Source organism: Variovorax soli (assembly GCF_031454625.1).
Lineage (GTDB): Bacteria > Pseudomonadota > Gammaproteobacteria > Burkholderiales > Burkholderiaceae_C > Variovorax > Variovorax soli_A.
Window position 1 is genome coordinate 61,267 of sequence record NZ_JAVDRF010000001.1, and the last position, 22,890, is coordinate 84,156.

24 protein-coding genes are annotated in these 22,890 nt (G+C 67.1%); 16 read left to right on the top strand and 8 right to left on the bottom strand.

All coding sequences use genetic code 11. The features are described from left to right. Positions 1-108: 108 nt before the first annotated feature. Positions 109-1,086 carry a recombination-associated protein RdgC gene (locus J2739_RS00315; RefSeq protein WP_309897705.1) on the top strand — a complete coding sequence of 326 codons (978 nt, stop codon included), beginning with the start codon at positions 109-111 and terminating at the stop codon, positions 1,084-1,086. 56 nt (positions 1,087-1,142) lie between these two features. On the opposite strand, the gene J2739_RS00320 is transcribed toward J2739_RS00315, so the two are convergent. From J2739_RS00320 to radA, 5 genes are all read right to left on the bottom strand, one after another. Beyond that, positions 1,143-1,322: a hypothetical protein gene (locus J2739_RS00320; protein WP_309897706.1), complete on the bottom strand. Its 180-nt coding sequence runs from the start codon at positions 1,320-1,322 to the stop codon at positions 1,143-1,145. Further along, positions 1,322-1,681: a hypothetical protein gene (locus J2739_RS00325; protein ID WP_309897707.1), complete on the bottom strand. Its 360-nt coding sequence runs from the start codon at positions 1,679-1,681 to the stop codon at positions 1,322-1,324. Before J2739_RS00325 ends, J2739_RS00320 begins: the two co-directional genes overlap by 1 nt. A 92-nt stretch (positions 1,682-1,773) precedes the next feature. Beyond that, positions 1,774-3,705 (bottom strand): DUF3857 domain-containing transglutaminase family protein, encoded by a 1,932-nt coding sequence (locus tag J2739_RS00330; RefSeq protein WP_309897708.1) that lies wholly within the window; start codon positions 3,703-3,705, stop codon positions 1,774-1,776. Positions 3,706-3,925: 220 nt separating this feature from the next. Further along, on the bottom strand, positions 3,926-4,414 hold the full coding sequence (locus J2739_RS00335; RefSeq protein WP_309898679.1) for a glycerate kinase: 489 nt from the start codon (positions 4,412-4,414) through the stop codon (positions 3,926-3,928). Positions 4,415-4,476: 62 nt separating this feature from the next. After that, positions 4,477-5,868, bottom strand: a complete 1,392-nt coding sequence (radA, locus tag J2739_RS00340) for a DNA repair protein RadA (protein ID WP_309897709.1) — start codon at positions 5,866-5,868, stop codon at positions 4,477-4,479. 118 nt (positions 5,869-5,986) lie between these two features. On the opposite strand from radA, the gene hpaR reads away from it, so the two are divergent. From hpaR to J2739_RS00390, 10 genes are read left to right on the top strand one after another with little or no spacing between them, the layout of a single operon-like run. Next, positions 5,987-6,418, top strand: coding sequence for a homoprotocatechuate degradation operon regulator HpaR (hpaR, locus tag J2739_RS00345; RefSeq protein ID WP_309898681.1), 432 nt, complete (start codon positions 5,987-5,989; stop codon positions 6,416-6,418). Next, a complete protein-coding gene (locus J2739_RS00350; RefSeq protein WP_309897710.1) occupies positions 6,415-7,038 on the top strand; it encodes a fumarylacetoacetate hydrolase family protein in 624 nt (207 codons plus the stop codon). The genes hpaR and J2739_RS00350 overlap by 4 nt, the downstream gene beginning before the upstream one ends. Then, complete coding sequence (locus tag J2739_RS00355) at positions 7,035-7,826, top strand: fumarylacetoacetate hydrolase family protein (protein ID WP_309897711.1); 792 nt, start codon at positions 7,035-7,037, stop codon at positions 7,824-7,826. The genes J2739_RS00350 and J2739_RS00355 overlap by 4 nt, the downstream gene beginning before the upstream one ends. 36 nt (positions 7,827-7,862) lie before the next feature. Further along, positions 7,863-9,320, top strand: coding sequence for a 5-carboxymethyl-2-hydroxymuconate semialdehyde dehydrogenase (gene hpaE, locus J2739_RS00360; RefSeq protein WP_309897712.1), 1,458 nt, complete (start codon positions 7,863-7,865; stop codon positions 9,318-9,320). A 2-nt stretch (positions 9,321-9,322) separates the two neighbouring features. Further along, positions 9,323-10,198 (top strand): 3,4-dihydroxyphenylacetate 2,3-dioxygenase, encoded by an 876-nt coding sequence (hpaD, locus tag J2739_RS00365; protein WP_309897713.1) that lies wholly within the window; start codon positions 9,323-9,325, stop codon positions 10,196-10,198. Between the two features lie 12 nt (positions 10,199-10,210). After that, positions 10,211-10,618: a 5-carboxymethyl-2-hydroxymuconate Delta-isomerase gene (locus J2739_RS00370; RefSeq protein ID WP_309897714.1), complete on the top strand. Its 408-nt coding sequence runs from the start codon at positions 10,211-10,213 to the stop codon at positions 10,616-10,618. Position 10,619: 1 nt separating this feature from the next. Further along, on the top strand, positions 10,620-11,423 hold the full coding sequence (hpaH, locus tag J2739_RS00375) for a 2-oxo-hept-4-ene-1,7-dioate hydratase (protein WP_309897715.1): 804 nt from the start codon (positions 10,620-10,622) through the stop codon (positions 11,421-11,423). A gap of 13 nt (positions 11,424-11,436) precedes the next feature. Further along, entirely contained in the window at positions 11,437-12,246 is an 810-nt protein-coding gene (locus tag J2739_RS00380; protein ID WP_309897716.1) for an aldolase/citrate lyase family protein, read from the top strand. Positions 12,247-12,281: 35 nt separating this feature from the next. After that, a complete protein-coding gene (locus J2739_RS00385; protein WP_309897717.1) occupies positions 12,282-13,073 on the top strand; it encodes a class II aldolase/adducin family protein in 792 nt (263 codons plus the stop codon). Positions 13,074-13,076: 3 nt separating this feature from the next. Beyond that, complete coding sequence (locus tag J2739_RS00390) at positions 13,077-14,054, top strand: 2-dehydropantoate 2-reductase (protein WP_309897718.1); 978 nt, start codon at positions 13,077-13,079, stop codon at positions 14,052-14,054. A 116-nt stretch (positions 14,055-14,170) separates the two neighbouring features. Here the strand turns inward: J2739_RS00390 and J2739_RS00395 are convergent, their stop codons facing one another. Beyond that, positions 14,171-14,902, bottom strand: a complete 732-nt coding sequence (locus tag J2739_RS00395; protein WP_309897719.1) for a hypothetical protein — start codon at positions 14,900-14,902, stop codon at positions 14,171-14,173. A gap of 17 nt (positions 14,903-14,919) precedes the next feature. Further along, entirely contained in the window at positions 14,920-16,008 is a 1,089-nt protein-coding gene (alr, locus tag J2739_RS00400) for an alanine racemase (protein WP_309897720.1), read from the bottom strand. 169 nt (positions 16,009-16,177) lie between these two features. Here alr and lplT point away from each other — a divergent pair, with 169 nt between their 5' ends. From lplT to J2739_RS00415, 3 genes are read left to right on the top strand one after another with little or no spacing between them, the layout of a single operon-like run. Then, positions 16,178-17,482, top strand: a complete 1,305-nt coding sequence (lplT, locus tag J2739_RS00405; protein ID WP_309897721.1) for a lysophospholipid transporter LplT — start codon at positions 16,178-16,180, stop codon at positions 17,480-17,482. 21 nt (positions 17,483-17,503) lie between these two features. Then, complete coding sequence (locus J2739_RS00410; RefSeq protein WP_309897722.1) at positions 17,504-18,418, top strand: DMT family transporter; 915 nt, start codon at positions 17,504-17,506, stop codon at positions 18,416-18,418. Next, positions 18,415-18,900, top strand: coding sequence for a glutathione peroxidase (locus tag J2739_RS00415; RefSeq protein ID WP_309897723.1), 486 nt, complete (start codon positions 18,415-18,417; stop codon positions 18,898-18,900). Before J2739_RS00410 ends, J2739_RS00415 begins: the two co-directional genes overlap by 4 nt. Positions 18,901-18,910: 10 nt before the next feature. Here J2739_RS00415 and J2739_RS00420 read toward each other — a convergent pair whose 3' ends face one another. Then, complete coding sequence (locus J2739_RS00420) at positions 18,911-19,348, bottom strand: carboxypeptidase regulatory-like domain-containing protein (protein ID WP_309897724.1); 438 nt, start codon at positions 19,346-19,348, stop codon at positions 18,911-18,913. Between the two features lie 254 nt (positions 19,349-19,602). On the opposite strand from J2739_RS00420, the gene J2739_RS00425 reads away from it, so the two are divergent. Beyond that, the gene (locus J2739_RS00425; RefSeq protein WP_309897725.1) at positions 19,603-21,018 is read left to right on the top strand and encodes an NHL repeat-containing protein; all 1,416 of its coding nucleotides are present in this window, start codon (positions 19,603-19,605) and stop codon (positions 21,016-21,018) included. Between the two features lie 358 nt (positions 21,019-21,376). After that, positions 21,377-22,648, top strand: coding sequence for an NHL repeat-containing protein (locus J2739_RS00430; protein WP_309897726.1), 1,272 nt, complete (start codon positions 21,377-21,379; stop codon positions 22,646-22,648). Positions 22,649-22,890: the final 242 nt, after the last annotated feature.

Below are 22,890 nucleotides of genomic sequence, written 5' to 3' on the forward strand. Positions count from 1 at the left end.
TTTGGGGGAGGGAAGTCGCAAAAGCTTGCGATTTTACGGCGCGGCCCGGCGCGCGCCCGCCGACAATGCTCGGCTTTGCCAAACAGCCAGGAAAAGGGTTTTCTTCTCGTGTCCGTCTTCAAGAACGTCATCGTCTATCGCATCGAATCCACATGGTCACAAACGCTCACGGACGTCGAGCAGCGCCTGGAGGCCTTTCGCTTCGTGCCCTGCAGCCCCTCGCAGGAGAAAGCCGCCGGCTGGGCCGAGCCCCGCGGCGAGGCGCATGGGCCCCTCGTCGAATCCGTCGGGGGCCAGTGGCTGCTCGAGTACATGATCGAAAGCAAGACGCTGCCCGGCTCGGTGGTGCGCCGCAAGGTCGACGAGCGCGCCGCGCAGATCGAGGCCACCACCGGCCGCAAGCCTGGCAAGAAGGAGAGGAAGGAGCTCAAGGAAGACATCACGCAGGAACTGCTGCCGCTCGCCTTCACGCGGCACGTGCGCATCGCGGTCTGGATCGATCCGGCCGCGCACCGGCTGGTGGTGAACGCCAGCAACGCGGCGCGCGCCGACGAGGTCGTGACCAGCCTGGTGAAGGCGCTGGAAGGCCTCGCGGTGGCGCAGATCAACACCCAGGTCGAACCGGCCGTCGCCATGTCGGACTGGCTGTCGACGCAGGAGCCGCCGACCGGCTTCACCATCGACCGCGAATGCGAGCTCAAGGCCACCGATGAATCGAAGGCCGTGGTGCGCTATGCCAAGCACCCGCTGGACATCGAGGAAGTGCGCCAGCACATCGCCGACGGCAAGCGGCCCACGCGCCTGGCGATGACCTGGGACGACCGCGTCTCCTTCGAGCTGACCGAAGGCATGCAGCTGCGCAAGATCGTGTTCCTCGAGGGCACGCTCGACGAGACGAAGGGCTCGGCCAAGGAGGACAACTTCGACGCCGATGCCGCGATCGCCACCGGCGAGCTGGGGCAGCTGGTGCCGGAGCTGATCGAGGCGTTGGGAGGTGAGATGCAGCTCGGGGCGGCGCCGATCGACACCGCGCCGAAAGCGGCGGCGCATGCCGAGGAAATGGCGGATGAGTCGGCGCCGTTCTAAAGAACCCCCGCTCCGCGTGCAAGTTCGGGCCTCGATAGGAAAAACCCTGAGAAGCATCAGGCCGAATCGGCTGGCTTCTCGAGCCCTTTCTTGAAGGACCGATAGCCCTCGAGGATCAGCGCCGGCAATCCGGCTGATTGGAGGGCGATGGCGAGCTTGTGAAGGTCGTCCAGTTCGCGGGCCAAGTTCCAGGCGATCAGGGCCGCTCCACTGGCAATCAAGGCGGCTTTGAGCATCAGTCGGTACTGCCATCCGCCGAGCCAGTGCCGCCGCAGCCGCTGCTCCCGCATGCGCTGCCATCACCGTCACTGCCATCGACACTTGCGTCGACGCAAGGATTGTCGTTCACACAATTGGCATCCGCTACGGATGGGGCTGGGATGCCTGCGATAGCGTTCATACAGGCGCCCACCGCCGAAAGCCCAGCAATGGCGTTCGCTGAACTCACTGCCGCGGCGATCGCAGCCGCGCAAGAGATCGCATCTCCTAGAGCATCTCCCCCTGAGACAAGGTGGAGTTCCGCCTCCGTCGAATCGCGCATGCCGGGGTGATCAAGCAAAGGCCGAGAGTTCTGCTTCTTTTTCAATGCGAACATGTGTTTTCCCTTCATTCAATCGGATTGAGGTGGTCCGATCTTCCACCGCTGATAGAAGCGCGAGGTCTTCCACATGCCTCGATGGAGACGATTCAGTACAACAGCTGCGCGCCGAGGTCGCGCAGAACTGACTCGCCAAGCGCGTACAGTTTCTGGTGGTCCTCTGGGTCCATGACCGCTTTTGTGGTGTTCACTTCAAGCGTGCGTTGAATGATTACTTGATTGCCGCTCTGGACGTAGCTCGATTGATAGCGGCCCACGGAGCTCTCGACCATGGCGGGTACCGGCAGTGCGCGCACATTGATCGAGGACGGAAGCATGAGAACCGTGACTTCCTCATGACGTGCACCCATCTGAGGCGCCGGAAATCGTCGAACGGGCTGCGCGGCTAGCGCGCCAGCGACAGAGCGAATGCTGGCAAAGGCACCAATGCCCGAGGGAATCGCAATGGCTCCGGGCGCGGGCGGTAGCCGGTGCGGCAAGGTGAACTCCGACGTGTACGAGAACGGCGTAGCAAGCTCTTTCACTCCTTTGAGAACATAGGTGCCCATGCCGTTCTCTCCACTTGTGCGGAACAGCCGAGCGGCGAACTGAGCCTCCAGTCCTGGCGGGATCGAGGCTGCGACTTGGCGGCTCATCAGATCCAGCCAGCCCGTCGTTGTCACCGAGCTCTTGCCTTCGATACTTCCGTCCGCGTTTGCCAGCAGCGAAGTCTCCACGCGATGGGCATCGTGCTGCGGATCGCTGAGCGGCAAGGTCACCAGCTTCGCAGTTCCTCGGCCATAGTCGGTCACGAGCGCCGCCTTGCCGCGTTCCAGCGCAGGCAACACACCGAAAGGTGCTACACCGACTGTCGAGTCGACGTATACGTCGAACTCCGGCAAGTAGGTGATGGCATGGTTGAAGACACCCGGTGTCACAGCAACGTTGGGAAGGGCATAGACACTGCCCAGATTGACCAGCACCGGGCTGCTCTGAATTCCTTCAGCAGATAGTAGTGCTTCGAGCAACGTCACATGATCCTTGCAGTCGCCGTACTTGACGCGCGCAATGGTTTCGGCATCGTGTGGGACGACTCCGCCGGTGCCGAGGAAGACTGCGACATAGCGGACCTGCGAGCTCACCCATTGGTAGAGAGCTTCGGCCTTCGAGCGGCGGTCGGCGACATCCTTCGTTATTTCGTCAGCGAGTTGCTGGATTGCCGGCGTTACTGCGGCCTTGGGCCGCGCGCGATCTTGGTAGGCCTTGCCTGCCATCTCGAAGTTTGTAAAGCTCGTCGCCTCCACGCGAGGGCTGAAATCGTAGACTCCGACAGAGCCGGGCTCCGGCGCCCGGGCCTGCGCGTTTTCCAGAGTCCAGCGCCAGGCCTTCGTGCCCTTGGGGTGGGCGGCTGGTTCCCCTGACCTGAGCCCACTCGCGTCGATGTACAACTTGAGCGACTCGGGCGCTTGCAAATTCACTTCGGCACTCTCGAATTCAGCCGTTTGCGCAAACACCTGGGACATCGAGAAAGCGCCAGGAAAGAGCGGAGTCTTCTGGATCATGCGCCACCGCAGATTGATCACCCCGCCGACCTCCGTGGTCGGGAAGATGACCGTCCTGACTTTGGAGTCGTCGAACATAGGCGCGCCCGCGCTTGTCGCACTCTGCTGAAGCATGATCTTGTCGGGCTCTACGTCGATCCTTCTCCCATCCTTGGCAAGGGTGTACGCCTCGAGCACTTCCAGGTCCTGCAACGATGCGCTGAAACGCAGAGGAACCTGACTGCTTTGCTTGACCCCTTGCTCGTTGTTCAAACGAATGCTCTCGAACTTCTCGAAGTCGTACGTCCCATCCGCGCGTACGTCATAGGAGATCTCGTCGCGCAGAAAAGTGATCGGGGGCACGTAGCCGCTCTCCGCCGCTCGCGCCGCCTGCCAGGTGCCGCAGAGACAGACTAGGACATGTGCCGCCAAGGCCTGCCTCAACCTCATCGAAGTATTCATTCGACTGCATTCGACCAACGCATCGCTGCTCAGGCGCATACGTTCTCTCCCCTTTTGATGTTTCGCTCTTGAAGTCCACCTTGCACGGCAAACTATCCTGCTCATTCAGAGGAACCCACCTGATCAGTGGCACGTCTTGAATCCGCAATTCAAGCGGACCGGCTGGAGCATGCTGGGGAAAGGCATGCCGATCAATACACCCGATCGGGTGTATTGACAGCGCTCAATCAACGCGATAGCGCGCGCAATTCCGAACGCGCTACACCGGCGGCCGCAGCGCATCCGCGGCTGCGGGCTTGACGGCGTCGGCACTCGGCGGGTCGGCCGGCGATTCATCGCCCTCGGCCGGCGCCTCCGGCCGCACCAGCGTCCATTCGGTCAGCTTGCCATTCACGAAGGTGGCATCGACCCAGGAGCCGCCGCCGTCGGTCCAGCGAAAGACCTCGGGCTGCGCGTCCTTGGGCGTGCGCTGCTCGCCGAGCGCGCGCGTCATCGCGATCACGTGCAGCAGGGTTGCCTTGGGCTTGAGCTTGGCGTTGAGCATCACCGCGCTGGCGACCGTGCCGACCGGCCGGTCGGCCGCGCGCTTCAGCACCTGCATCGTGCGGTTGAAGTGCATCAACAGGAACATGACGATGGCGCCGCCTGCGAAGGCGACACCGGGCCATCCGTAGGCGCGGTAGGCGGCGCCGAGCAGCAGCAGGCCCGCTAGGGGCACGAAGACTTTCCCGAAATTCATGAGCCGGATTGTCGCCGCGGACGAAGCGGGGCTATTGCGCGAGTTCGCGCATCTTCATGGGCGAGCGCGGCTCAGTCGATTCCACGCACCACATCCATCGCTTCCTCGATGCGCTCCACCGGGTGGATCGTCAGCCCCTCGATGTCCCGGGTGCCCTTGCGCGGCGCGTTGGCCTTGGGCACCACCGCCACGCTGAAGCCCAGCTTGGCCGCCTCGCGCAGCCGCTCCTGGCCACGCGGCGCCGGCCGCACCTCGCCGGCCAGGCCGACCTCGCCGAAGGCGATGAAGCCCTTGGGCAGCGGCTTGCCGCGCAGGCTGGAGGTGATGGCCAGCATCACCGCGAGGTCCGCCGCCGGCTCGCTGATGCGCACCCCGCCCACCGCGTTGACGAACACGTCCTGGTCCATGCAGGCCACGCCCGCATGGCGGTGCAGCACCGCCAGCAGCATCGCGAGCCGGTCGCGATCGAGGCCGACCGACAGGCGGCGCGGGCTGGGCCCGCCGTTGTCGACCAGGGCTTGGATCTCGACCAGCATCGGCCGCGTGCCCTCCAGCGTGACCAGCACCACGCTGCCGGGCACCGGCTCGGCGTGCTGGCTCAGGAAGATCGCACTGGGATTGGCCACGCCCTTCAGGCCGCGCTCGGTCATCGCAAAGACGCCGATCTCGTTGACCGCGCCGAAGCGGTTCTTGATGGCGCGCACCAGGCGGAAGCTGGAATGCGTGTCGCCCTCGAAGTACAGCACCGTGTCGACCATGTGCTCGAGCACGCGCGGCCCGGCTAGCGCGCCCTCCTTGGTCACATGGCCCACCAGCACCACCGCCGTGCCGCTGGCCTTGGCGAAGCGCGTGAGGTGCGCCGCGCATTCACGCACCTGCGCGACCGAGCCCGGTGCCGAGGTCAGCTGGTCCGAATACACGGTCTGGATCGAATCGATCACCGCGATCGCCGGGCGCGTGGCGTCCAGCGTGGCGATGATCTTCTCCAACTGGATCTCGGCCAGCACCTGCACCTGCGACAGCTCGAGGCCGAGGCGCCGCGAGCGCAGCGCCACCTGCGCGCCGCTTTCCTCGCCGGTCACGTAGAGCGCGTTCTGCCCCGCGCGCTGCAGCGCATCGGCCGCCTGCAGCAGCAGTGTCGACTTGCCGATGCCCGGGTCGCCGCCGATCAACGTGACGCCGCCGTCGACGATGCCGCCGCCCAGCACGCGATCGAGTTCGTCCAGCCCGGTCGGCGTGCGCGCGATCTCGCTCGCCTCGATCTCCGACAGCACCGCCAGTTCGGCCGAGCCGGCGAGCGCGGCGAAGGGCGCGCCGAAGCGGTTGTTGGCGCCGCCGGGCGCCACAGCCGCCACCTGCTCGATCAGCGTGTTCCAGGCATTGCAGCTGGGGCAGCGGCCCAGCCACTTGGGGCTGGTGCCGCCGCATTCGGAGCAGACGAAGAGTGTTTTTTCCTTGGCCATCGCCCGAGTGTAGGGAGGGCCCATCGGCGACAGCGCTGCCGGCCGCGGGAAAACCCGAGGAATGCAGTGGCAGGAAAGTCTTGCCCAGAAATTTAACATGTTAAATAATCCAGACCTCATGGCCACGCCCTTCGTCCACCGCAACCTCCCCCGCCTTCTGCTGCAGGCGCGCGAAGCCGTCATGGCGCACACGCGGCCCAGCTTGCGCGAGCACGGGTTGAGCGACCAGCAATGGCGCGTGCTGCGGGTGCTGGGCGAGCACGGCATGGTCGAGACCGGCCGTGTCGCGCGCGAGGCCTTCATCCTCGGCCCTAGCCTGACCGGCGTGCTCGCGCGCATGGAGCGCGACGGGCTGATCCGCCGCGCGCGCGATCCCGCCGACCAGCGCCGCACCGTGGTCGAGGCCACGGCCAAGGGCACGCAGATGGTCCAGCAGCTCTCGCGCACCATCGAGGCGCACTACGCGTGGATGGAAAAGTCGCTCGGCAAGCAGAAGCTGTCTCAGCTCTACGTACTGCTCGACGAAGTGATCGAACTGGAACAACCATGAGCTTCATCCCCACCGGCACGGTCTACGGCGTGCTGCTCAACTTCCGCGCGGAAGTCGACGCGCTGGCGCCGCAGATGACGCAGCCGCCCTACAAGGCACCACCCCAGGCGCCGGTGCTGTACGTGAAGACGGCCAACACCTGGAGCCCGCACGGCAGCGCGATCGTGATACCCCCGCGCATTCCGGAGGTCGAGGTCGGCGCCACCATCGCGATGGTGATCGGCGCCGACGGCGATGTCGAAGGCTTCGTGCCGATGAACGACCTGTCCATCCCGCACTCGAGTTTCTTCCGGCCGCCGGTCAAGTTCAAATGTGTCGACGGCTTCCTCGGCATCGGGCCGGCGATGCGCGACGCGCAGGAGGTGGCCGACCCGGCCGAGTTCAGGCTCGAGGTGCGCATCGACGGCGAGCTGCGTCAGTCGGTCGACTTCTCGCAGCTGGTGCGCAATGCCTCACGGTTGCTTGCGGACGTGAGCGAGTTCATGACGCTCGCGCGCGGCGACGTGCTGATGCTCGGCTGCGATGCGGGGCGCCCCCTGGCCAGGGTCGGTGACCGCATCGAGATCAGCGCGCCCGGCTTCGAGACGCTCCTCAACACCCTGGCGGGAGAAGCGGCATGAAGCACGCACGCATCGCCTTCGAAGGCGTGGAGCAGGATGCGACCGAGCGCGACGGCCGGCTGCTGCTGGCCGATGGCCGCCTGGTCGACTTCGACGCCGCGCTGTGGCTGCCGCCGCTGGCGCCCACGCCGCGGCCGCGCACCATCCTCGCGCTCGGACTCAACTACGCCGACCATGCGAAGGAACTGGAATTCAAGGCGCCCGAGGAGCCGCTGGTCTTCGTCAAGGGCCAGAGCACGCTCATCGGCCACCGCCAGAAAACGCAGCGCCCGGCCGGCGTGCAGTTCATGCACTACGAATGCGAGCTGGTCGTCGTGATCGGCAAGACCGCGCGCCGGGTGCGGCGCGACGATGCCTACGACTTCATCGCCGGCTACACGGTGGCCAACGATTACGCGATCCGCGACTACCTCGAGAACTGGTACCGCCCCAACCTGCGCGTGAAGAACCGCGACACCTGCACGCCGATCGGCCCGTGGCTGGTGGACGCGCAGGACGTGCCGGACCCGATGGCGCTGGCGCTGCAGACCACCGTCAACGGGAAGATCACGCAGTCGGGCAACACCAGGGACATGATCTTCGACGTGCCCTTCCTGATCGAGTACTTCTCGAGCTTCATGACGCTCGCACCCGGCGACCTGATCCTCACCGGCACGCCCGACGGCGTGGTCGATTGCCGGGCGGGCGACGTGGTCGTCACCGAGATCGAGCGCATCGGCGCGCTGGTCAACACCATCGAAAGCCGCCGCACCGCACCGACGGCGAACGCAACGAGTGCCGCGCGCTGATCTAGGCATGCGAGATCCAACTGAATCGAAGGCCCCATGAAGATCGATCACCTCATCGACGGCAAGCCGATCGCCGGCGCCGACTACTTCGAGACCGTCAACCCGGCCACGCAGGAAGTGCTGGCCGAGGTCGCCTCGGGCGGCGAAGCCGAAGTCAACGCCGCCGTGGCCGCCGCCAAGGAAGCCTTCCCGAAGTGGGCCGGCCTGCCCGCGCCGCAACGCGCGAAGCTGATCCGCAAGCTCGGCGACCTGATCGCGGCCCACGTGCCCGAGCTGGCGCGGACCGAGACCAACGATTGCGGCCAGGTCATCGCGCAGACCGGCAAGCAGCTGGTCCCGCGCGCGGCCGACAACTTCTATTACTTCGCCGAGATGTGCACCCGGGTGGACGGCCACACCTACCCGACCGAGACGCACCTCAACTACACGCTGTTCCACCCGGTGGGCGTGTGCGCGCTGATCTCGCCGTGGAACGTGCCCTTCATGACCGCCACCTGGAAGGTGGCGCCCTGCCTGGCCTTCGGCAACACCGCGGTGCTGAAGATGAGCGAGCTCTCGCCGCTCACGGCCGCGCGCCTGGGCGAGCTGGCGCTGGAAGCAGGCATTCCCCCGGGCGTGCTGAACCTGGTGCATGGCTACGGCAAGGAGGCCGGCGAGCCGCTGGTGGCGCATCCGGACGTGCGCGCGATCTCCTTCACCGGCTCGACAGCCACCGGCAACCGCATCGTCCAGAGCGCGGGCCTGAAGAAGTTCAGCATGGAGCTCGGCGGCAAGAGTCCCTTCGTGGTCTTCGAGGACGCCAACCTGGACCGCGCGCTCGATGCAGCCGTGTTCATGATCTTCAGCAACAACGGCGAGCGCTGCACGGCGGGCTCGCGCATCCTGGTGCAGCGGTCGATCTACGCCGACTTTGCCGCGAAGTTCGCGGAGCGTGCCAAGCGCATCGTGGTCGGAGATCCGCTGGACGAGAAGACCATCGTCGGACCGATGATCTCGCAGGCGCACCTGGCGAAGGTGCGCAGCTACATCGAGCTCGGACCGAAGGAAGGCGCGACCTTGCTGTGCGGCGGCCTCGAAGTGCCGCAGCTGCCCGAGCGCGTGCGGCGCGGCAACTACGTCGCGCCGACGGTCTTCGCCGACGTGGACAACCGCATGAAGATCGCCCAGGACGAGATCTTCGGCCCGGTGGCCTGCCTGATTCCCTTCACGGACGAAGCCGACGCGATCCGCCTGGCCAACGACATTCCCTACGGGCTGAGCAGCTACGTCTGGACCGAGAATATCGGCCGTGCGCATCGTGTCGCGGCCGCGGTCGAGGCCGGCATGTGCTTCGTCAACAGCCAGAACGTGCGCGACCTGCGCCAGCCCTTCGGCGGCACCAAGGCCTCGGGCACGGGCCGCGAGGGCGGCACCTGGAGCTACGAGGTGTTCTGCGAGCCGAAGAACGTGGCGGTGTCGCTCGGCTCCCACCACATACCCCATTGGGGAGGCTGATCATGGGCACGCTCGCACTCGCCGCCAAGATCACGCACGTTCCGTCGATGTACCTGTCGGAATTCCCCGGCCCCCACTTGGGCTGCCGCGACGCGGCGATCAACGGCCACAAGGAAATCGACCGCCGCTGCCGCGAACTCGGCGTCGACACCATCGTGGTCTTCGACGTGCACTGGCAGGTCAACAGCGAATACCACATCAACTGCGGTCCGACGTTCGAGGGCATCTACACCAGCAACGAACTGCCGCACTTCATCAAGAACATGCCCTACGCCTATCCGGGCAATCCGGGCTTGGGCCACCTGATCGCCGACGTCGCCAACGAGATGGGCGTGAAGAGCCGCGCCCACAGCGACACCACGCTGGAGCTGGAATACGGCACGCTGGTGCCGATGCGCTACATGAATGCCGACCAGCGCTACAAGGTGATCAGCATCAGCGGCTGGTGCGACTGGCACGACCTCACCGAGTCGGGCCGCTTCGGCCTGGCGGTGCGCCGCGCGATCGAAGAGCGCTACGAGGGCACGGTGGCTGTGTTCGCCAGCGGCTCGCTGTCGCACCACTTCGCCGACAACGGCCGCGCGCCGGAGTTCATGCACAAGGTCTACGACCCCTTCCTCGAGCAGGTCGACCGCCGCGTGGTCGAGCTCTGGAAGGCCGGCGAGTGGAAGACCTTCGTCGGCATGCTGCCGATGTACGCCGAGAAGTGCTGGGGCGAGGGCGACATGCACGACACCGCGATGCTGCTGGGCCTGCTCGGCTGGGACCGCTACACCGCGCCGGTCGAGATCGTCACGCCCTACTTCGGCAGCTCGGGCACCGGTCAGATCAACGCGATCTTCCCCGTCACGCCGTTGCCGGCGCCAGCCGTTGCCTGAGAAAGCCTGTCCATGCCTCATCTCGTGATCCTCTACACGCCCGACGTCGAACCCGATGCCGACATGCCGACGCTGTGCCGCGCCCTGGCCGACACCCTGCTCGCGCAGCGCGACGACCAGGACCGCCCGGTCTTCCCGGTCAGCGGCACGCGCGTGCTCGCCTACCCGGCCGCGCACTGCGCGGTGGCCGACGGATCGGGCGAGCACGGCTTCGTCTACCTCAACCTGCGCATCGCCGCGGGACGCCCCGATGCGGTGAAGAAGCGCATCGGCGAGGCGCTGCTCGAACGCCTGAAGCGGCATGCCGAGCCACTGCTCGCAAAGCGCCACGTCGGCATCACCTTGCAGATCGACGAAGCGCCCGGGCAGGTCTACGACGGCAAGTGCGGCAACCTGCACGCCCTTTTCCGGCAACCCTGACATGCTCGACAAGAAGCTGATCCAGCAACTCGCCGCCGAGCTGCACGAGAGCGAGAAGTCGCGCGTGCAGGTGCGGCATTTCTCGATGCGCCACCCCGAGATGCGCATCGAGGACGGCTACGCCATCTCGCGCGAGTGGGTGAAGACCAAACTGGCCGAGGGCCGCGTGGTCCGGGGCCACAAGATCGGCCTCACCTCGCGCGCCATGCAGCAGGCCAGCCAGATCACCGAGCCGGACTACGGCACCCTGCTGGACGACATGTTCTTCGATCAGGGCGGCGACATTCCCTTCACCCGCTTCATCGCCCCGCGCGTGGAGGTCGAGCTTGCCTTCGTCCTGGGCAAGCGGCTGGAGGGGCCGAACGCGAGCATCTTCGATGTGCTGGCCGCGACCGAGTACGTGGTGCCGGCCATCGAGATCATCGACGCGCGCATCGAGCAGGTCGACCGCGAGACCGGTGCGATGCGCAAGGTCTTCGACACCATCGCCGACAACGCGGCCAACGCGGGCATCGTGACCGGCGGCCGGCCGGTGAAGCCGGACGCGGTGGACCTGCGCTGGGTCGGCGCCCTGCTCTACAAGAACGGCGTGATCGAGGAGTCGGGGCTGGCCGCCGCCGTGCTCAACCACCCGGCCACCGGCGTGGCCTGGCTGGCCAACAAGCTGGCGCCCTGGGGCGAGTGCCTGGAGGCCGGCGAGGTGGTGCTGGGCGGCTCCTTCACGCGGCCGGCCACCGCCGCGCCCGGGGACACCTTCCACGCCGACTACGGCCCCTTGGGCTCCATCTCCTTCCGTTTTGTCTGATCAGGAAAGTCCCATGCAAACGCCCCTCAATCCCTTCAAGCAAGCCCTCGCGGACAAGCGCGCGCAAATCGGCCTGTGGCTCGGCCTGGCCGATGCCTACGCCGCGGAGATCTGCGCCGGTGCCGGCTTCGACTGGCTGTTGCTCGATGGCGAGCATTCGCCCAACGGCCTGCGCAGCGTGCTTCAGCAGGCGCAGGCGATCGCCGCCTATCCGGGCGTGAACGCGATCGCGCGCGTGCCGGTCGGCCACGGCGACGCCGGCACCGCGCTGATCAAGCAGTACCTGGACCTGGGCGTGCAGACCTTGCTGGTGCCGATGGTCGACACGCCCGAGCAGGCGCAGGCCATCGTGCGCGCCATGCGCTATCCGCCCCAGGGCGTGCGCGGCATGGGCGGCGCGCGCGCCTCGCGCTGGGGCCGCTATACGGGCTATGCGAAGGAAGCCAACGAGCGGGTCTGCCTGCTGGTCCAGGCCGAGACGCGTCAGGCGCTCACCCATCTCGAGGCGATCGCGGAGATCGACGGCGTCGACGGCATCTTCATCGGACCGGCCGACCTGTCGGCCTCGCTCGGCCACCTCGGCAATTCGAACCACGCGGAAGTGCAGGCCGCCATCGAAGACGCGATTTCACGCATCGGCCGCACCGGCAAGGCCGCGGGCATCCTGACGCCGGACGAAACGCTGGCGCAGAGGTACCTGGACCTGGGCGCCCTCTTCGTCGCCGTCGGGCTGGACACCAACCTCCTGGTGCGCGGCACCAACGCGCTGGCCGCGCGATTCAAGCCCGCGGCGAAGGCGGTGCCCTCCGGCGGCACCTATTGAATCCATTGAAGCGAAGGCATGAAAAGGAAGCGCCGATGAACAGTCCGCTCGCCACCCCGGCCGCCGCCGCGGCCCGCCCCGCCATCCATCCCGACGAGCAGGAGGCGCGCCTGCAGCTGGCCGCCTGCTACCGCGTGTTCGCGATGCTGGGCTGGACCGAGATGATCTACAACCACATCACCGTGCGGCTGCCCGACAGCGTGACTGACGGGCAGAAGCAGTTTTTGATCAATCCCTTCGGCCTGCACTACAACGAGGTCACCGCCGGGAACCTGGTGAAGATCGACGTGCACGGCAAGGTGCTGGACGGCTCGCGGCATCCGGTGAATCCCGCCGGCTTCACCGTGCATGCCGCGATCCACGAAGGCCTGCCCGATGCACATTGCGTGATGCACACCCACACCACCGCCGGCGTGGCCGTGGCCTGCCTGCAGGGCGGGCTGCAGCAGACCAACTTCTACAGCGCGCAGCTGCACGACATGGTGGCCTATCACGACTTCGAAGGCATCACCATCCATGCCGACGAAGGCCCGCGCCTCCTGAAGAGCATCGGCGATCGTCCGGCCGTGATCCTGCGCAACCACGGCCTGCTGGCCTGGGGCCGCACGCTGCCGCAGACCTTCGCCATCCTGTGGACGCTGCAGCGCGCCTGCGAGATCCAGATGGCGACCTTGTCGATGGGTGCGCCGATCCCGGTCTCCGAGGAGGTCGCGCGCAAGTGCACGCGCGATGCGCTGCAGTTCGATCCGAAGCGCGGCGGCGGCCAGGACGTGTTCGATGCGCTGGTGCGGCAGGTCGATCGCATCGATGACAGCTACAGGCACTGAGCGATGAAAGTCTGCATCTACGGCGCCGGCGCGATCGGCGGCTGGATCGGAGCCGGCCTTGCGCAGGCAGGCTGCCGGCTCAACGTGGTGGCGCGCGGCGCGACGCTGGACGCGCTGCAGCGCGATGGACTGAGCGTGCTGCGCGGGGACCAGCGCACGCGCGTCGCGGTGAACGCGGTGTCCGATCCGGCCGACCTGGGCACACAGGACCTCGTCGTCATCGCAGTGAAGGCGCCTTCCCTGCCGGCCGTTGCCGCGCAGATCGCGCCGCTGCTGGGGCCCGACACCATCGTGCTGACGGCCATGAACGGCGTGCCGTGGTGGTTTCTGCAGGGTGGCTTCGGCGGCTCGCTGGCCGGCGCCCAACTGGAGGCGGTAGACCCGGGCGGGCGCATCGATGCAGCGATCCCCGCACAGCACGTGATCGGCTGCGTCGTGCACGCGAGCTGCTCGCTGGACGCGCCGGGCTTGGTGCGGCACCACTTCGGCAATGGCCTGATCATCGGCGAGCCCTCGGGCGAGGCGACGCCGCGCGCGCAGCGGCTCGAGGCCTTGCTCGAGCAAGCGGGCTTCGAAGCCCGGCTCTCGCCCCGCATCCAGAAGGACGTCTGGTACAAGCTGTGGGGCAACATGACGGTCAATCCGATCAGTGCGTTGACGGGCGCCACCACCGACCTCATCCTCAACGACGAGCTGGTGCGCGGCTTCATCTCGACCATCATGCTGGAGGCGCGCGAGATCGGCGAGCGCATCGGCGTGCCGATCGCCGAGAGTCCGGACGACCGGCACGCCGTCACGCGCAAGCTGGGCGCCTTCAAGACCTCGATGCTGCAGGACGTGGAAGCGCATCGTCCGGTCGAGCTCGATGCGCTGGTCTCGGTGGTGCGCGAGCTGGGGCAGCGCGCGGGCGTGGCCACGCCGTTTACCGATGCGCTGCTGGGGCTGGCGCGGCTGCAGGCAAGGCAGCTCGGGCTGTACTGATTCGGATGGCGCCTGGGCCATGCACCTGATCGAGCAGGAGCACTTCCCGGAGGTCCACCCATCCTGACCTCTTCAACGACGCAGCCGGCTGCAACCCCCTCGGTCCGGTTGACCAGTCACGCATGGTGCCGCCCCAGCAGCACCCGCACCGCCTCCGGCAGCGAATTCACCTGTGGCAAAAAGCGGTCCAGCACCGCACCCAGCAACACCGCGCAGAACAGGGCACCCAGCAGCGGCTTCCAGGTCAGGCGCACCGCGGCGGTGAGCCAGCCTTCGCGCGCCACGCGCATCGCCGCGGTGGCGGTGACGTAGCCGAAGGCCAACTCGATCGCTACCGCGATCAGTGCCTCAGAGCCGAAGTACAGCAGCACCAGCGCGCCGGCGCCCAAAACAATGGCCAGGCCGATCAGGAACATGGCGACGACCGGCACCACCACGATGGCGCCCTCATCCGCTCCGGCGGCGGCTTCGAGAGCGCCGCCGGCCAGGTCGCCGACGCCATGCCCGCCACCGGAAGGACTGGCGCCGCTGCGGGCCGAGGGCCAGTCGAAAATCTGCGGGTCCGGCAGATCGGGGTTGAACTGCATGTTCTTGCGGATCAGCAGCGTGGCCCACCCGCGCAGGATCCAGAGGTACCCCAGGTAGCCGGCACCCAGCGTCAGCAGGTAGCGCAGTGCGAGCGACTCGACGCCGGCCCTCATCTGCAGCCAGGACGCCAGCCACATGAGCAGCAGCGTCGAGGCTCCGATCAAAAGGCCATGCAGGCGCAGGTCGTGCTCGCGATGCAGGTCGCGCTCGAGCTGCGTTTCCCAGAGGCGCACCGAGCGCCAGTTGGAGAGAATTTTCAAGCGGCCCGGTTCTTGGGTCAGTCGACCGCCACGGGCACGCGCGGCGCCACCGCGCACATCAGCTCGTACCCGACGGTGCCGGCGGCCCGCGCGACCTCGTCGATGGGCAGCACGGCGCCGTTCGAGGCCCGTCCCCACAAGGTGACCTCGCTGCCGAAGGCGGCGTCGGGCACCGGCGTGAGGTCGACCGTGATCATGTCCATGCTGACCCGGCCGACCAGGCGCGTGCGCACGCCGTTCACCAGGACCGGTGTGCCGGTGTCGCAATGGCGCGGATACCCGTCTGCGTATCCGACCGCGGCGACGCCGATGGTGAGCGGCCCTTCGGCCGTGAAGCGCGAGCCGTAGCCGATGGTGTCGCCGGCCTTCAGGGTCTGGACGGAGATCAGCCGCGTGGACAGCGTCATCGACGGCTGCAGCTGCCAGTGCGCTGCATCGTGCTCGGGAAAGTCGGGCGCGCTGCCGTACAGCAAGATGCCGGGGCGCACCCAATCGGCGCGGGTCGTGGCCGCATGGCGCAAGGTGGCGGCGCTGTTGGCGATCGAGCGCTCGCCCGGCAGGTCGCGCGTGAAGCGCTCGAAGACCTCGAGCTGGTGGGCCACGCCGCGCTCGCCGTCGGCATCGCTGAAATGGGTCATCAGCGAGATCTCGTCGACCTGCGGCAGTGCATCGAGCCGCGTCCACGCGGCGCGGAAGCGCTCGGGCGCGAAGCCCAGCCGGTTCATGCCGGAGTTCATCTTGAGGAACACGCGCTGCGGCACCTGGGTCTTGTGCGCGGCCAACATGTCGATCTGCGCGTCGCAGTGCACGGTGTGCCAGAGCTCGAGGCGCGAGCACAGCTCCAGGTCGCGCGGCTCGAAGACGCCTTCCAGCAGCAGCACCGGGCCACGCCAGCCGAGCGCGCGCACGCGCTCGGCTTCGGCCAGGTCGAGCAGCGCGAAGCCGTCGGCGGCGCGGAAGGGCTCGAACACGCGCTCGATACCGTGCCCGTAGGCATTGGCCTTGACCACCGCCCAGACCCGGGCATCGACGGCGGCGCGCCGCGCGCGCTCGAGGTTGTGGGTGAGGGCGGCGGCGTGGATGGTGGCGAGGATGGGACGAGGCACGGCGTGAACCCGTTGGGGAAGACAAAAACATTCGCACGAAAGCGCCCGGAACGCTGCGGCGGTGCGTCATTTTGACATTGCACCCCCATGCTATAACCGCGCATTCCGCCAGTACCGCGGCCTTTTTTCACTATTGCCAGCAGCCCCCTCCTGGCCAGCCAGCCCATCGATGAAGCGCGGTTTCTACACGATCATGTCGGCCCAGTTCTTCTCGTCGCTGGCCGACAATGCGCTTTTCGTGGCGGCGGTGGAATTGATGCGAAGCAGCGGCGCACCCGAGTGGCAGCGCGCGGCACTGGTGCCGATCTTCACCATCTTCTACGTCGCGCTGGCACCGCTGGTCGGCGCTTTCGCCGATGCGTTGCCCAAGGGCCGCGTGATGTTCATCAGCAATGCGATCAAGGTGGTCGGCTGCTTGATGATGCTGTTCGGCGGTCATCCGCTGCTGGCCTATGCGGTGGTCGGCCTGGGCGCGGCAGCCTACTCGCCCGCCAAGTACGGGATCCTGACCGAGCTGCTGCCAGCCTCGCAGCTGGTCAAGGCCAACGGCTGGATCGAGGGCCTGACCATCGCATCCATCATCCTGGGCATCGTGCTCGGCGGGCAGCTGGTGGGGCACGCGCTGTCGATGCGGCTGCTGGCGCTGGACTTCCCGATCATCGACACCGGCATCGAAACTCCGCCCGAGGCGGCGATCGCGTCGCTGATCCTGGTCTATGTCGTCGCGGCCTGGTTCAACACGCGCATCCCCGACACCGGCGTCGAGATGCGGCCGCTGCGCGCCAATCCGCGCCACGGCATGCTGCGCAACCTGCTGGCGCTACTGCCGGACTTCTGGCACTGCAACTCACGGCTGTGGCGCGACAAGCTGGGCCAGATCTCGCTGGCGACCACCACGCTGTTCTGGGGCGCGGGCGGCAACCTCAAGTACATCGTGCTGGCCTGGGCCTCGCTGGCGCTGGGCTACAGCACGGCGCAGGCGTCCTCGTTGACCGGCGTGGTGGCGATCGGCACCGCGGTCGGCGCGGTGGTGGCGTCGGTGCGCATGCGACTGGACATGGCCACGCGCGTGATCCCGATGGGCATCAGCATGGGCGTCCTGCTGATCGCGATGAACTTCATCGGCAACATCTGGATCGCGGTGCCCTTCCTCATCCTGCTCGGCGGCCTGGGCGGCTTCCTGGTGGTGCCGATGAATGCGCTGCTGCAGCATCGCGGCCATAACCTGATGGGCGCCGGCCGCTCGATCGCGGTGCAGAACTTCAACGAGCAGGCCTGCATCCTGAGCCTGGGCGCCTTCTACAGTGCCTGCACCGGCCTGGGCCTCTCGGCCTACTCGGCCATCACCGCCTTCGGGCTGGTGGTGGCTGGCTTCATGTGGCTCATCAAGCGCTGGCATCGCAACAACCTGAAGCGCTATCCGGAAGAAGTGGAGCACCTGCTCGCGATCGCCCGCAGCGACAAGCATCACTGAGGCCGCCGCCGCGTCAACGCCTTGCCAGCCCTTGCGCTCGTCTTCAACGCCTTCGTCTGGGGCGTGTCCTGGTTCCCCTTCCGGCAGATCGAGGCGCACGGCCTTCATCCGGTCTGGACCACGGCGCTTGTCTATGCAGTGATTGCGTTGGCGATGGGATGGCTGCGCCGCCATGCCTGGCTGGCCTTCGTGCGATGGCCGGGGCTTGCGCTGCTGGGGCTGGCCGCCGGCTTCACGAACGTGGGCTTCAACTGGGCCGTGACGCAGGGCGACGTCGTGCGGGTGGTGCTGCTGTTCTACCTGATGCCGTTGTGGAGCGTGCTGCTGGCGTGGGTCTTCCTCGGCGAGCGGCCCAGCCGCTCGGCGCTCGCGCGCATGGCGCTCGCGCTCGCCGGCGTGGCGGTCGTGCTCAAGAGGCCGGAGACCGACTGGCCGGTGCCCGCGAGCCTGCCCGATTGGCTCGGCGTGGCAGCCGGCTTCAGCTTCGCGCTGACCAACATCCTGCTGCGCCGGCTGCGCGCGGCGCCCGGCGAATCGCGCGCGCTCGCCATGTTCGGCGGCTGCGCGCTGGTGGCGGGCCTGACCGCGGCGGCCGGCACCACGCTGGGCGCCATCGCCGCGCCGCCGCTGCAGCCGTCGGCCGCGGCAGGGTGGGCGGGCTGGGCGGCGCTGTTGGGCGCGGGCTTCGTGTTCGCCAACGTCTGCCTGCAATACGGCGCGGCACGGCTGGCAGCCAGCGCCACCTCGGTGATCATGCTGTCGGAGGTGCTGTTCGCCAGCGTCTCCTCGGTCGCCTGGGGCGCGGCCACGCTGGATGGCCGCATCTGGGCCGGCGGCGCCTTGATCGTGCTGGCGGCCTTGTGGTCCTCGTTTGCGCGAACGAACGGCGGCGAGGATGATCGACGTTCCCGCATTCTGGAGGACACGCCATCATGACCAGCGTCTACGACTTCGAAGCCCGGCAGATCGACGGCACCGAGGTGCCACTCTCGCGGTACAAGGGCAAGGTGCTGCTGATCGTCAACACCGCCAGCAAGTGCGGCTTCACGCCACAGTTCGAAGGCCTGGAGGCGCTCCACAAGAAGTACGCCGGCCAGGGCCTTGCCGTGCTCGGCTTCCCGTCCAACCAGTTCGCCAACCAGGACCCGGGCACGAACGAGGAGATCGGCGCCTTCTGCGTGCAGAACTACGGCGTGAGCTTTCCGATGATGGAGAAGATCGAGGTCAACGGCTCCGGCGCGACGCCGCTCTACAAGTGGCTCACCAAGGAAGCGCCCGGCCTGCTGGGCAGCACGGCCATCAAGTGGAACTTCACCAAGTTCCTGGTCGGCAAGGACGGGCGCGTGCTCAAGCGCTATGCGCCGGTGGACACGCCGGCCTCGATGGCGCGCGACATCGAGGCGGCGCTGGCAGCCTGAGAAGCCCGGCTCAGAAACGGAAGTCGGCGGTCTGCGAACCGCGCCCCACCGTGACGGTGTGCGTCTTGGTCACGCCTTCCGAGCTGGCCTCGACGGTGTAGCGGCCGGCGGGCAGGTCGATCAGGCAGACCGGCCCGGCAGCGCGCATCGCGAGCGCGGTGTCGCCGCTTGCGGACTTGATGGAGACGTCCACGTTGGCCAGGTACTCGCCGCCTGCGCGGGCGAACAGCAGGGACAAGGGATGGTCCTTCATCGCGGCACGCATCGCGTTGGACTCGTCCGAGCCGATACCGCCGCAGGCGAAGCGCGCGTTGCCCTGCACCTTCATGGCCGGCAGCGCGCCGGTGCCCGGGTCCACGGTCTGCGCGCGCGAAGCCAGTGGGGCGGCGACGCAGGCACACGCGACCGCGGCGCCGAAGATCCATCGATGGAGAGAGGGGTTGCCCATGATCGTGCTTCCGAAGTGACGACCTTCGCATCGTGCTGCGCCGCCGCACGACCCGAGTCGGACCAGCACTTCTTCGCTTGTGCGATCAGGCCGTCTCCGCGGGGCACGCACCCCCCGGGATGGCGCGATCAAATCTGACGAATAGTCGCAAGACGCGGAGCAAGCCGCGCAGGCTCGCCACACTTTCGCTTCTGCGCCCTGGCGCTGCACGAAGCAGGTCGACGCCAGCCCTCCGAATCAGACAGACCGACTCCATGATCAGCTCTCGCACTGCGCCGCTCCGCGGCCTTGCCACAGCCCTCCTCTCCCTTGCCCTGGGGGCCTGTGGCGGCGGCGGCGATGGCGGGTCCGGGACTGTCGTTCTGAGCGCATCGGCCCTGCCGGATCCCTCGACAGGCTCAGCTCCCCCACCGGCGGCCGACATCCCCCCTTCGACACAAACCCCGGGCTCGACCGAACCTGCGGCGCCGCCGGCCTCAGCGCCCGAGCGCTTTGTCATCTCCGGCGCGCTCACGGGCCTGGCCGCCAACACCAAGCTGGTTCTCCTGGACAACGGGGGCGACGCGCTGACACTGGCGGCCAATGGCGCGTTCAGCTTCGCCTCGCCCGTGGCTTTCAATATGGCCTATGCGGTGACGATCGCCACCCAGCCTCTCTGGCAGGCCTGCACCGTGGCCAATGGCAACGGCACCGCCGTGGGCCAGGTGACCAACGTGGACGTGTCCTGCGCCACCGCGCAAGCGCAGGTCTCGACGTGGGCCGGCTCTGCGACCCCCGGTTCGGCCGATGGCAACGGCGCATCCGCATCATTCAGTGGCCCGGAGGCGCTCGCGATCGACGGCAGCGGGAATCTCTACGTGATGGATACCGACAACGAAGTCGTCCGCAAAGTCACGCCGGCCGGCGACGTGACCACCTTGGCCGCTTCCGCGGCGCCGGGCTATTCCGATGGCGTGGCAGTGGATGCGAACGGGAATGTCTACATCGCGGACTATGACAACAACGCGATCCGCAAGATCACGCCCAGCGGGGACGTCTCCATCCTGGCCGGCTCGACGAACGGCTCGGCCGACGGGACCGGCATCGCCGCACAGTTCAACGGGCCAGCGGGCCTCGATGTCGATGCCAATGGCAACGTCTACGTGGCCGACTATGGCAACAACATGATCCGCAAGATCACGCCGGATGGCGTCGTCACCACGCTGGCCGGCTCCACGACGCGAGGCTCGGCAGACGGACAAGGCGCAGCCGCATCTTTCAACAAGCCCAACGGTGTAAAGGTGGATGCCAGCGGAAACGCCTATGTCGCCGATGCTTCCAACCACCTGATCCGCAAGATCACGCCGGATGGCGTTGTCACCACCCTGGCCGGCTCGACGCCGGGGTATGCGGATGGCACCGGCGCCGCCGCCCAGTTCTCTTACCCGTGGGGCATTGCGCTCGACGCCAGCGGCTATGTCTATGTCGCAGACTCCGGCACCGACACGATCCGCAGGATCGCCCCGAACGGGGTTGTCACCACGCTCGCCGGCTCCGGGACCAGAGGCTCGGACGACGGACTGGGTGCCGTCGCCCAGTTCGACGATCCGTTCGACGTCGCGGTGGATGCCAGCGGCAATGTCTATGTGCTCCAGGGCAACGTGATCCGCAAGATCACACCGTTGCGCTGAGGGGCTGGGACGTGCCGCTGACCGCTGCCCCTGTCACAAGGCAATCGTTGATTGGAAGTTGCCCGTCGCATGGTTTGGCGCTCATGCAAACGGAGGGCCGGGTTCATCACGGCACTGGCGCCGCCAATCTCTCTCGATTCATCCCATGATGCAACTTCTCACAGCAACCCTTCGCCCTCTCACCGCCCTGGCCTTCTGTCTGCTCATCACTGCATGCGGCGGCGGAGGTGATGGCGGCTGCTCGGCCTGCGGACTCCTTGCCGCTGCCGCGAGTGCTCCGGCTCCGGCCACGACGCCCGCAGGTTCAACGGACACCCCGGCTTCGGACGTTCCCCCGTCGCCGCCGGCGGACTCCGCAGTGCCCGTCGCACCCACCGACCCTTCCGCGCCGGGCGACGCGGCACCGCCCAGCTATGCCATCGGTGGCACCCTCACAGGCCTGGCCGACAACAGCAAGCTGGTTCTGCTGGACAACGGCGGCGATGCACTCACGCTGGCAGCCAATGGCGCCTTCGGCTTTGCTGCGCCTATGGCCTTCAACACGGCCTACGCGGTGACAGTCAGCACTTCGCCATGGTGGCAGAACTGCAGCGTCAGCAATGGCAGCGGCACGGCCACTGCCGATGTGAGCGGCGTGCAGGTGAGCTGCGTTGACGCGCAGGCCCAGGTGTCGACGCTTGCGGGCTCGAATGTCCAAGGCTCCGCCGACGGAACGGGCGCAGCGGCATCATTCAACGACCCGCAAGCCCTCAAAGTCGATGCCAGCGGCAATGTCTATGTGGGGGATACCTTCAATCACCTGATCCGCAAGATCACGCCGGATGGTGTGGTGACGACCTTCGCCGGCTCCGGAACAGCAGGTTCGGCCGACGGCACCGGCACATTGGCTCAGTTCAACGCGCCGGATGGCTTGGCCATTGACCGTCAGGGCCATCTCTATGTCGCAGACTCCTACAACAATGAGATTCGCAAGATCACACCGACCGGCGTTGTCACGACCCTCGCCGGTTCCGGAACGGCAGGTGCGGCCGAAGGCACCGGAACCGCCGCGCAATTCAACAATCCAGGTGGCATTGCAGTCGACGCAAGCGGCAACGTCTATGTGGCGGACATCGACAACCACAAGATCCGCAAGATCACGCCGGAGGGGGTTGTCACGACGCTCGCCGGCTCCGGAACAGCGGGTTCCGCCGATGGCACCGGCGCCAGCGCGCAGTTCTCTTCCCCGTGGGGCGTCGCCATCGATGCCAGCGGCTATGTCTACGTCACGGACAACGGCAACAGCACGATCCGCAAGATTAGCCCAGCCGGCGTGGTCACCACCTTCGCCGGTTCAGGAACGCGGGGGTTTGGGGACGGCAACAGTGCCAACGCACAGTTCAAGGGTCCGTCTGGCATAGCCGTCGACAGCACCGGCAATGTCTATGTCTCGGACCTCGACAACTACGCGATTCGCAAGATCACACCGGCTGGACTTGTCACGACGCTCGCCGGTGGAACGGCAGGGTCGACCGACGGCATTGGGGCAGCGGCGCAGTTCTCCTTGCCGTGGGACATTGAGTTGGACGCAAGCGGAAACCTTTATGTAGCCACCAACCACTCGATCCGCAAGATCACTCCTTTGCGCTGAGGTGGCTGCGACATGGCGATCCATGCCATCATGAGCCGCGTCACCGCACCACTGCGCCCTCTTGCCGCAATGGCCCTGTGCCTGCCGCTCGCTGCTCGCTGCTTGCGGCGGCGGAGGCGACGGTGGTTGCACGGCACGCGCGCTCCTGGCCACCACGGCCTGAACTGCGCCGCCGCGCCGGCGCCGTCGGCCGAACCTCACCGATGGCATAGCTGGGGCGGTGCCGCGTCGCCCGGCGCGGA

Excerpts from the sequence above, each read along its gene's own strand:
- J2739_RS00320 (WP_309897706.1), bottom strand. The coding sequence starts at position 1,322 with ATGCTCAAAGCCGCCTTGATTGCCAGTGGAGCGGCCCTGATCGCCTGG.
- J2739_RS00325 (WP_309897707.1), bottom strand. The coding sequence starts at position 1,681 with ATGTTCGCATTGAAAAAGAAGCAGAACTCTCGGCCTTTGCTTGATCAC.
- J2739_RS00330 (WP_309897708.1), bottom strand. The coding sequence starts at position 3,705 with ATGCGCCTGAGCAGCGATGCGTTGGTCGAATGCAGTCGAATGAATACT.
- radA (WP_309897709.1), bottom strand. The coding sequence starts at position 5,868 with ATGGCCAAGGAAAAAACACTCTTCGTCTGCTCCGAATGCGGCGGCACC.
- hpaR (WP_309898681.1), top strand. The coding sequence starts at position 5,987 with ATGGCCACGCCCTTCGTCCACCGCAACCTCCCCCGCCTTCTGCTGCAG.
- J2739_RS00350 (WP_309897710.1), top strand. The coding sequence starts at position 6,415 with ATGAGCTTCATCCCCACCGGCACGGTCTACGGCGTGCTGCTCAACTTC.
- J2739_RS00355 (WP_309897711.1), top strand. The coding sequence starts at position 7,035 with ATGAAGCACGCACGCATCGCCTTCGAAGGCGTGGAGCAGGATGCGACC.
- hpaE (WP_309897712.1), top strand. The coding sequence starts at position 7,863 with ATGAAGATCGATCACCTCATCGACGGCAAGCCGATCGCCGGCGCCGAC.
- hpaD (WP_309897713.1), top strand. The coding sequence starts at position 9,323 with ATGGGCACGCTCGCACTCGCCGCCAAGATCACGCACGTTCCGTCGATG.
- J2739_RS00370 (WP_309897714.1), top strand. The coding sequence starts at position 10,211 with ATGCCTCATCTCGTGATCCTCTACACGCCCGACGTCGAACCCGATGCC.
- hpaH (WP_309897715.1), top strand. The coding sequence starts at position 10,620 with ATGCTCGACAAGAAGCTGATCCAGCAACTCGCCGCCGAGCTGCACGAG.
- J2739_RS00380 (WP_309897716.1), top strand. The coding sequence starts at position 11,437 with ATGCAAACGCCCCTCAATCCCTTCAAGCAAGCCCTCGCGGACAAGCGC.
- J2739_RS00385 (WP_309897717.1), top strand. The coding sequence starts at position 12,282 with ATGAACAGTCCGCTCGCCACCCCGGCCGCCGCCGCGGCCCGCCCCGCC.
- J2739_RS00390 (WP_309897718.1), top strand. The coding sequence starts at position 13,077 with ATGAAAGTCTGCATCTACGGCGCCGGCGCGATCGGCGGCTGGATCGGA.
- lplT (WP_309897721.1), top strand. The coding sequence starts at position 16,178 with ATGAAGCGCGGTTTCTACACGATCATGTCGGCCCAGTTCTTCTCGTCG.
- J2739_RS00415 (WP_309897723.1), top strand. The coding sequence starts at position 18,415 with ATGACCAGCGTCTACGACTTCGAAGCCCGGCAGATCGACGGCACCGAG.
- J2739_RS00420 (WP_309897724.1), bottom strand. The coding sequence starts at position 19,348 with ATGGGCAACCCCTCTCTCCATCGATGGATCTTCGGCGCCGCGGTCGCG.
- J2739_RS00425 (WP_309897725.1), top strand. The coding sequence starts at position 19,603 with ATGATCAGCTCTCGCACTGCGCCGCTCCGCGGCCTTGCCACAGCCCTC.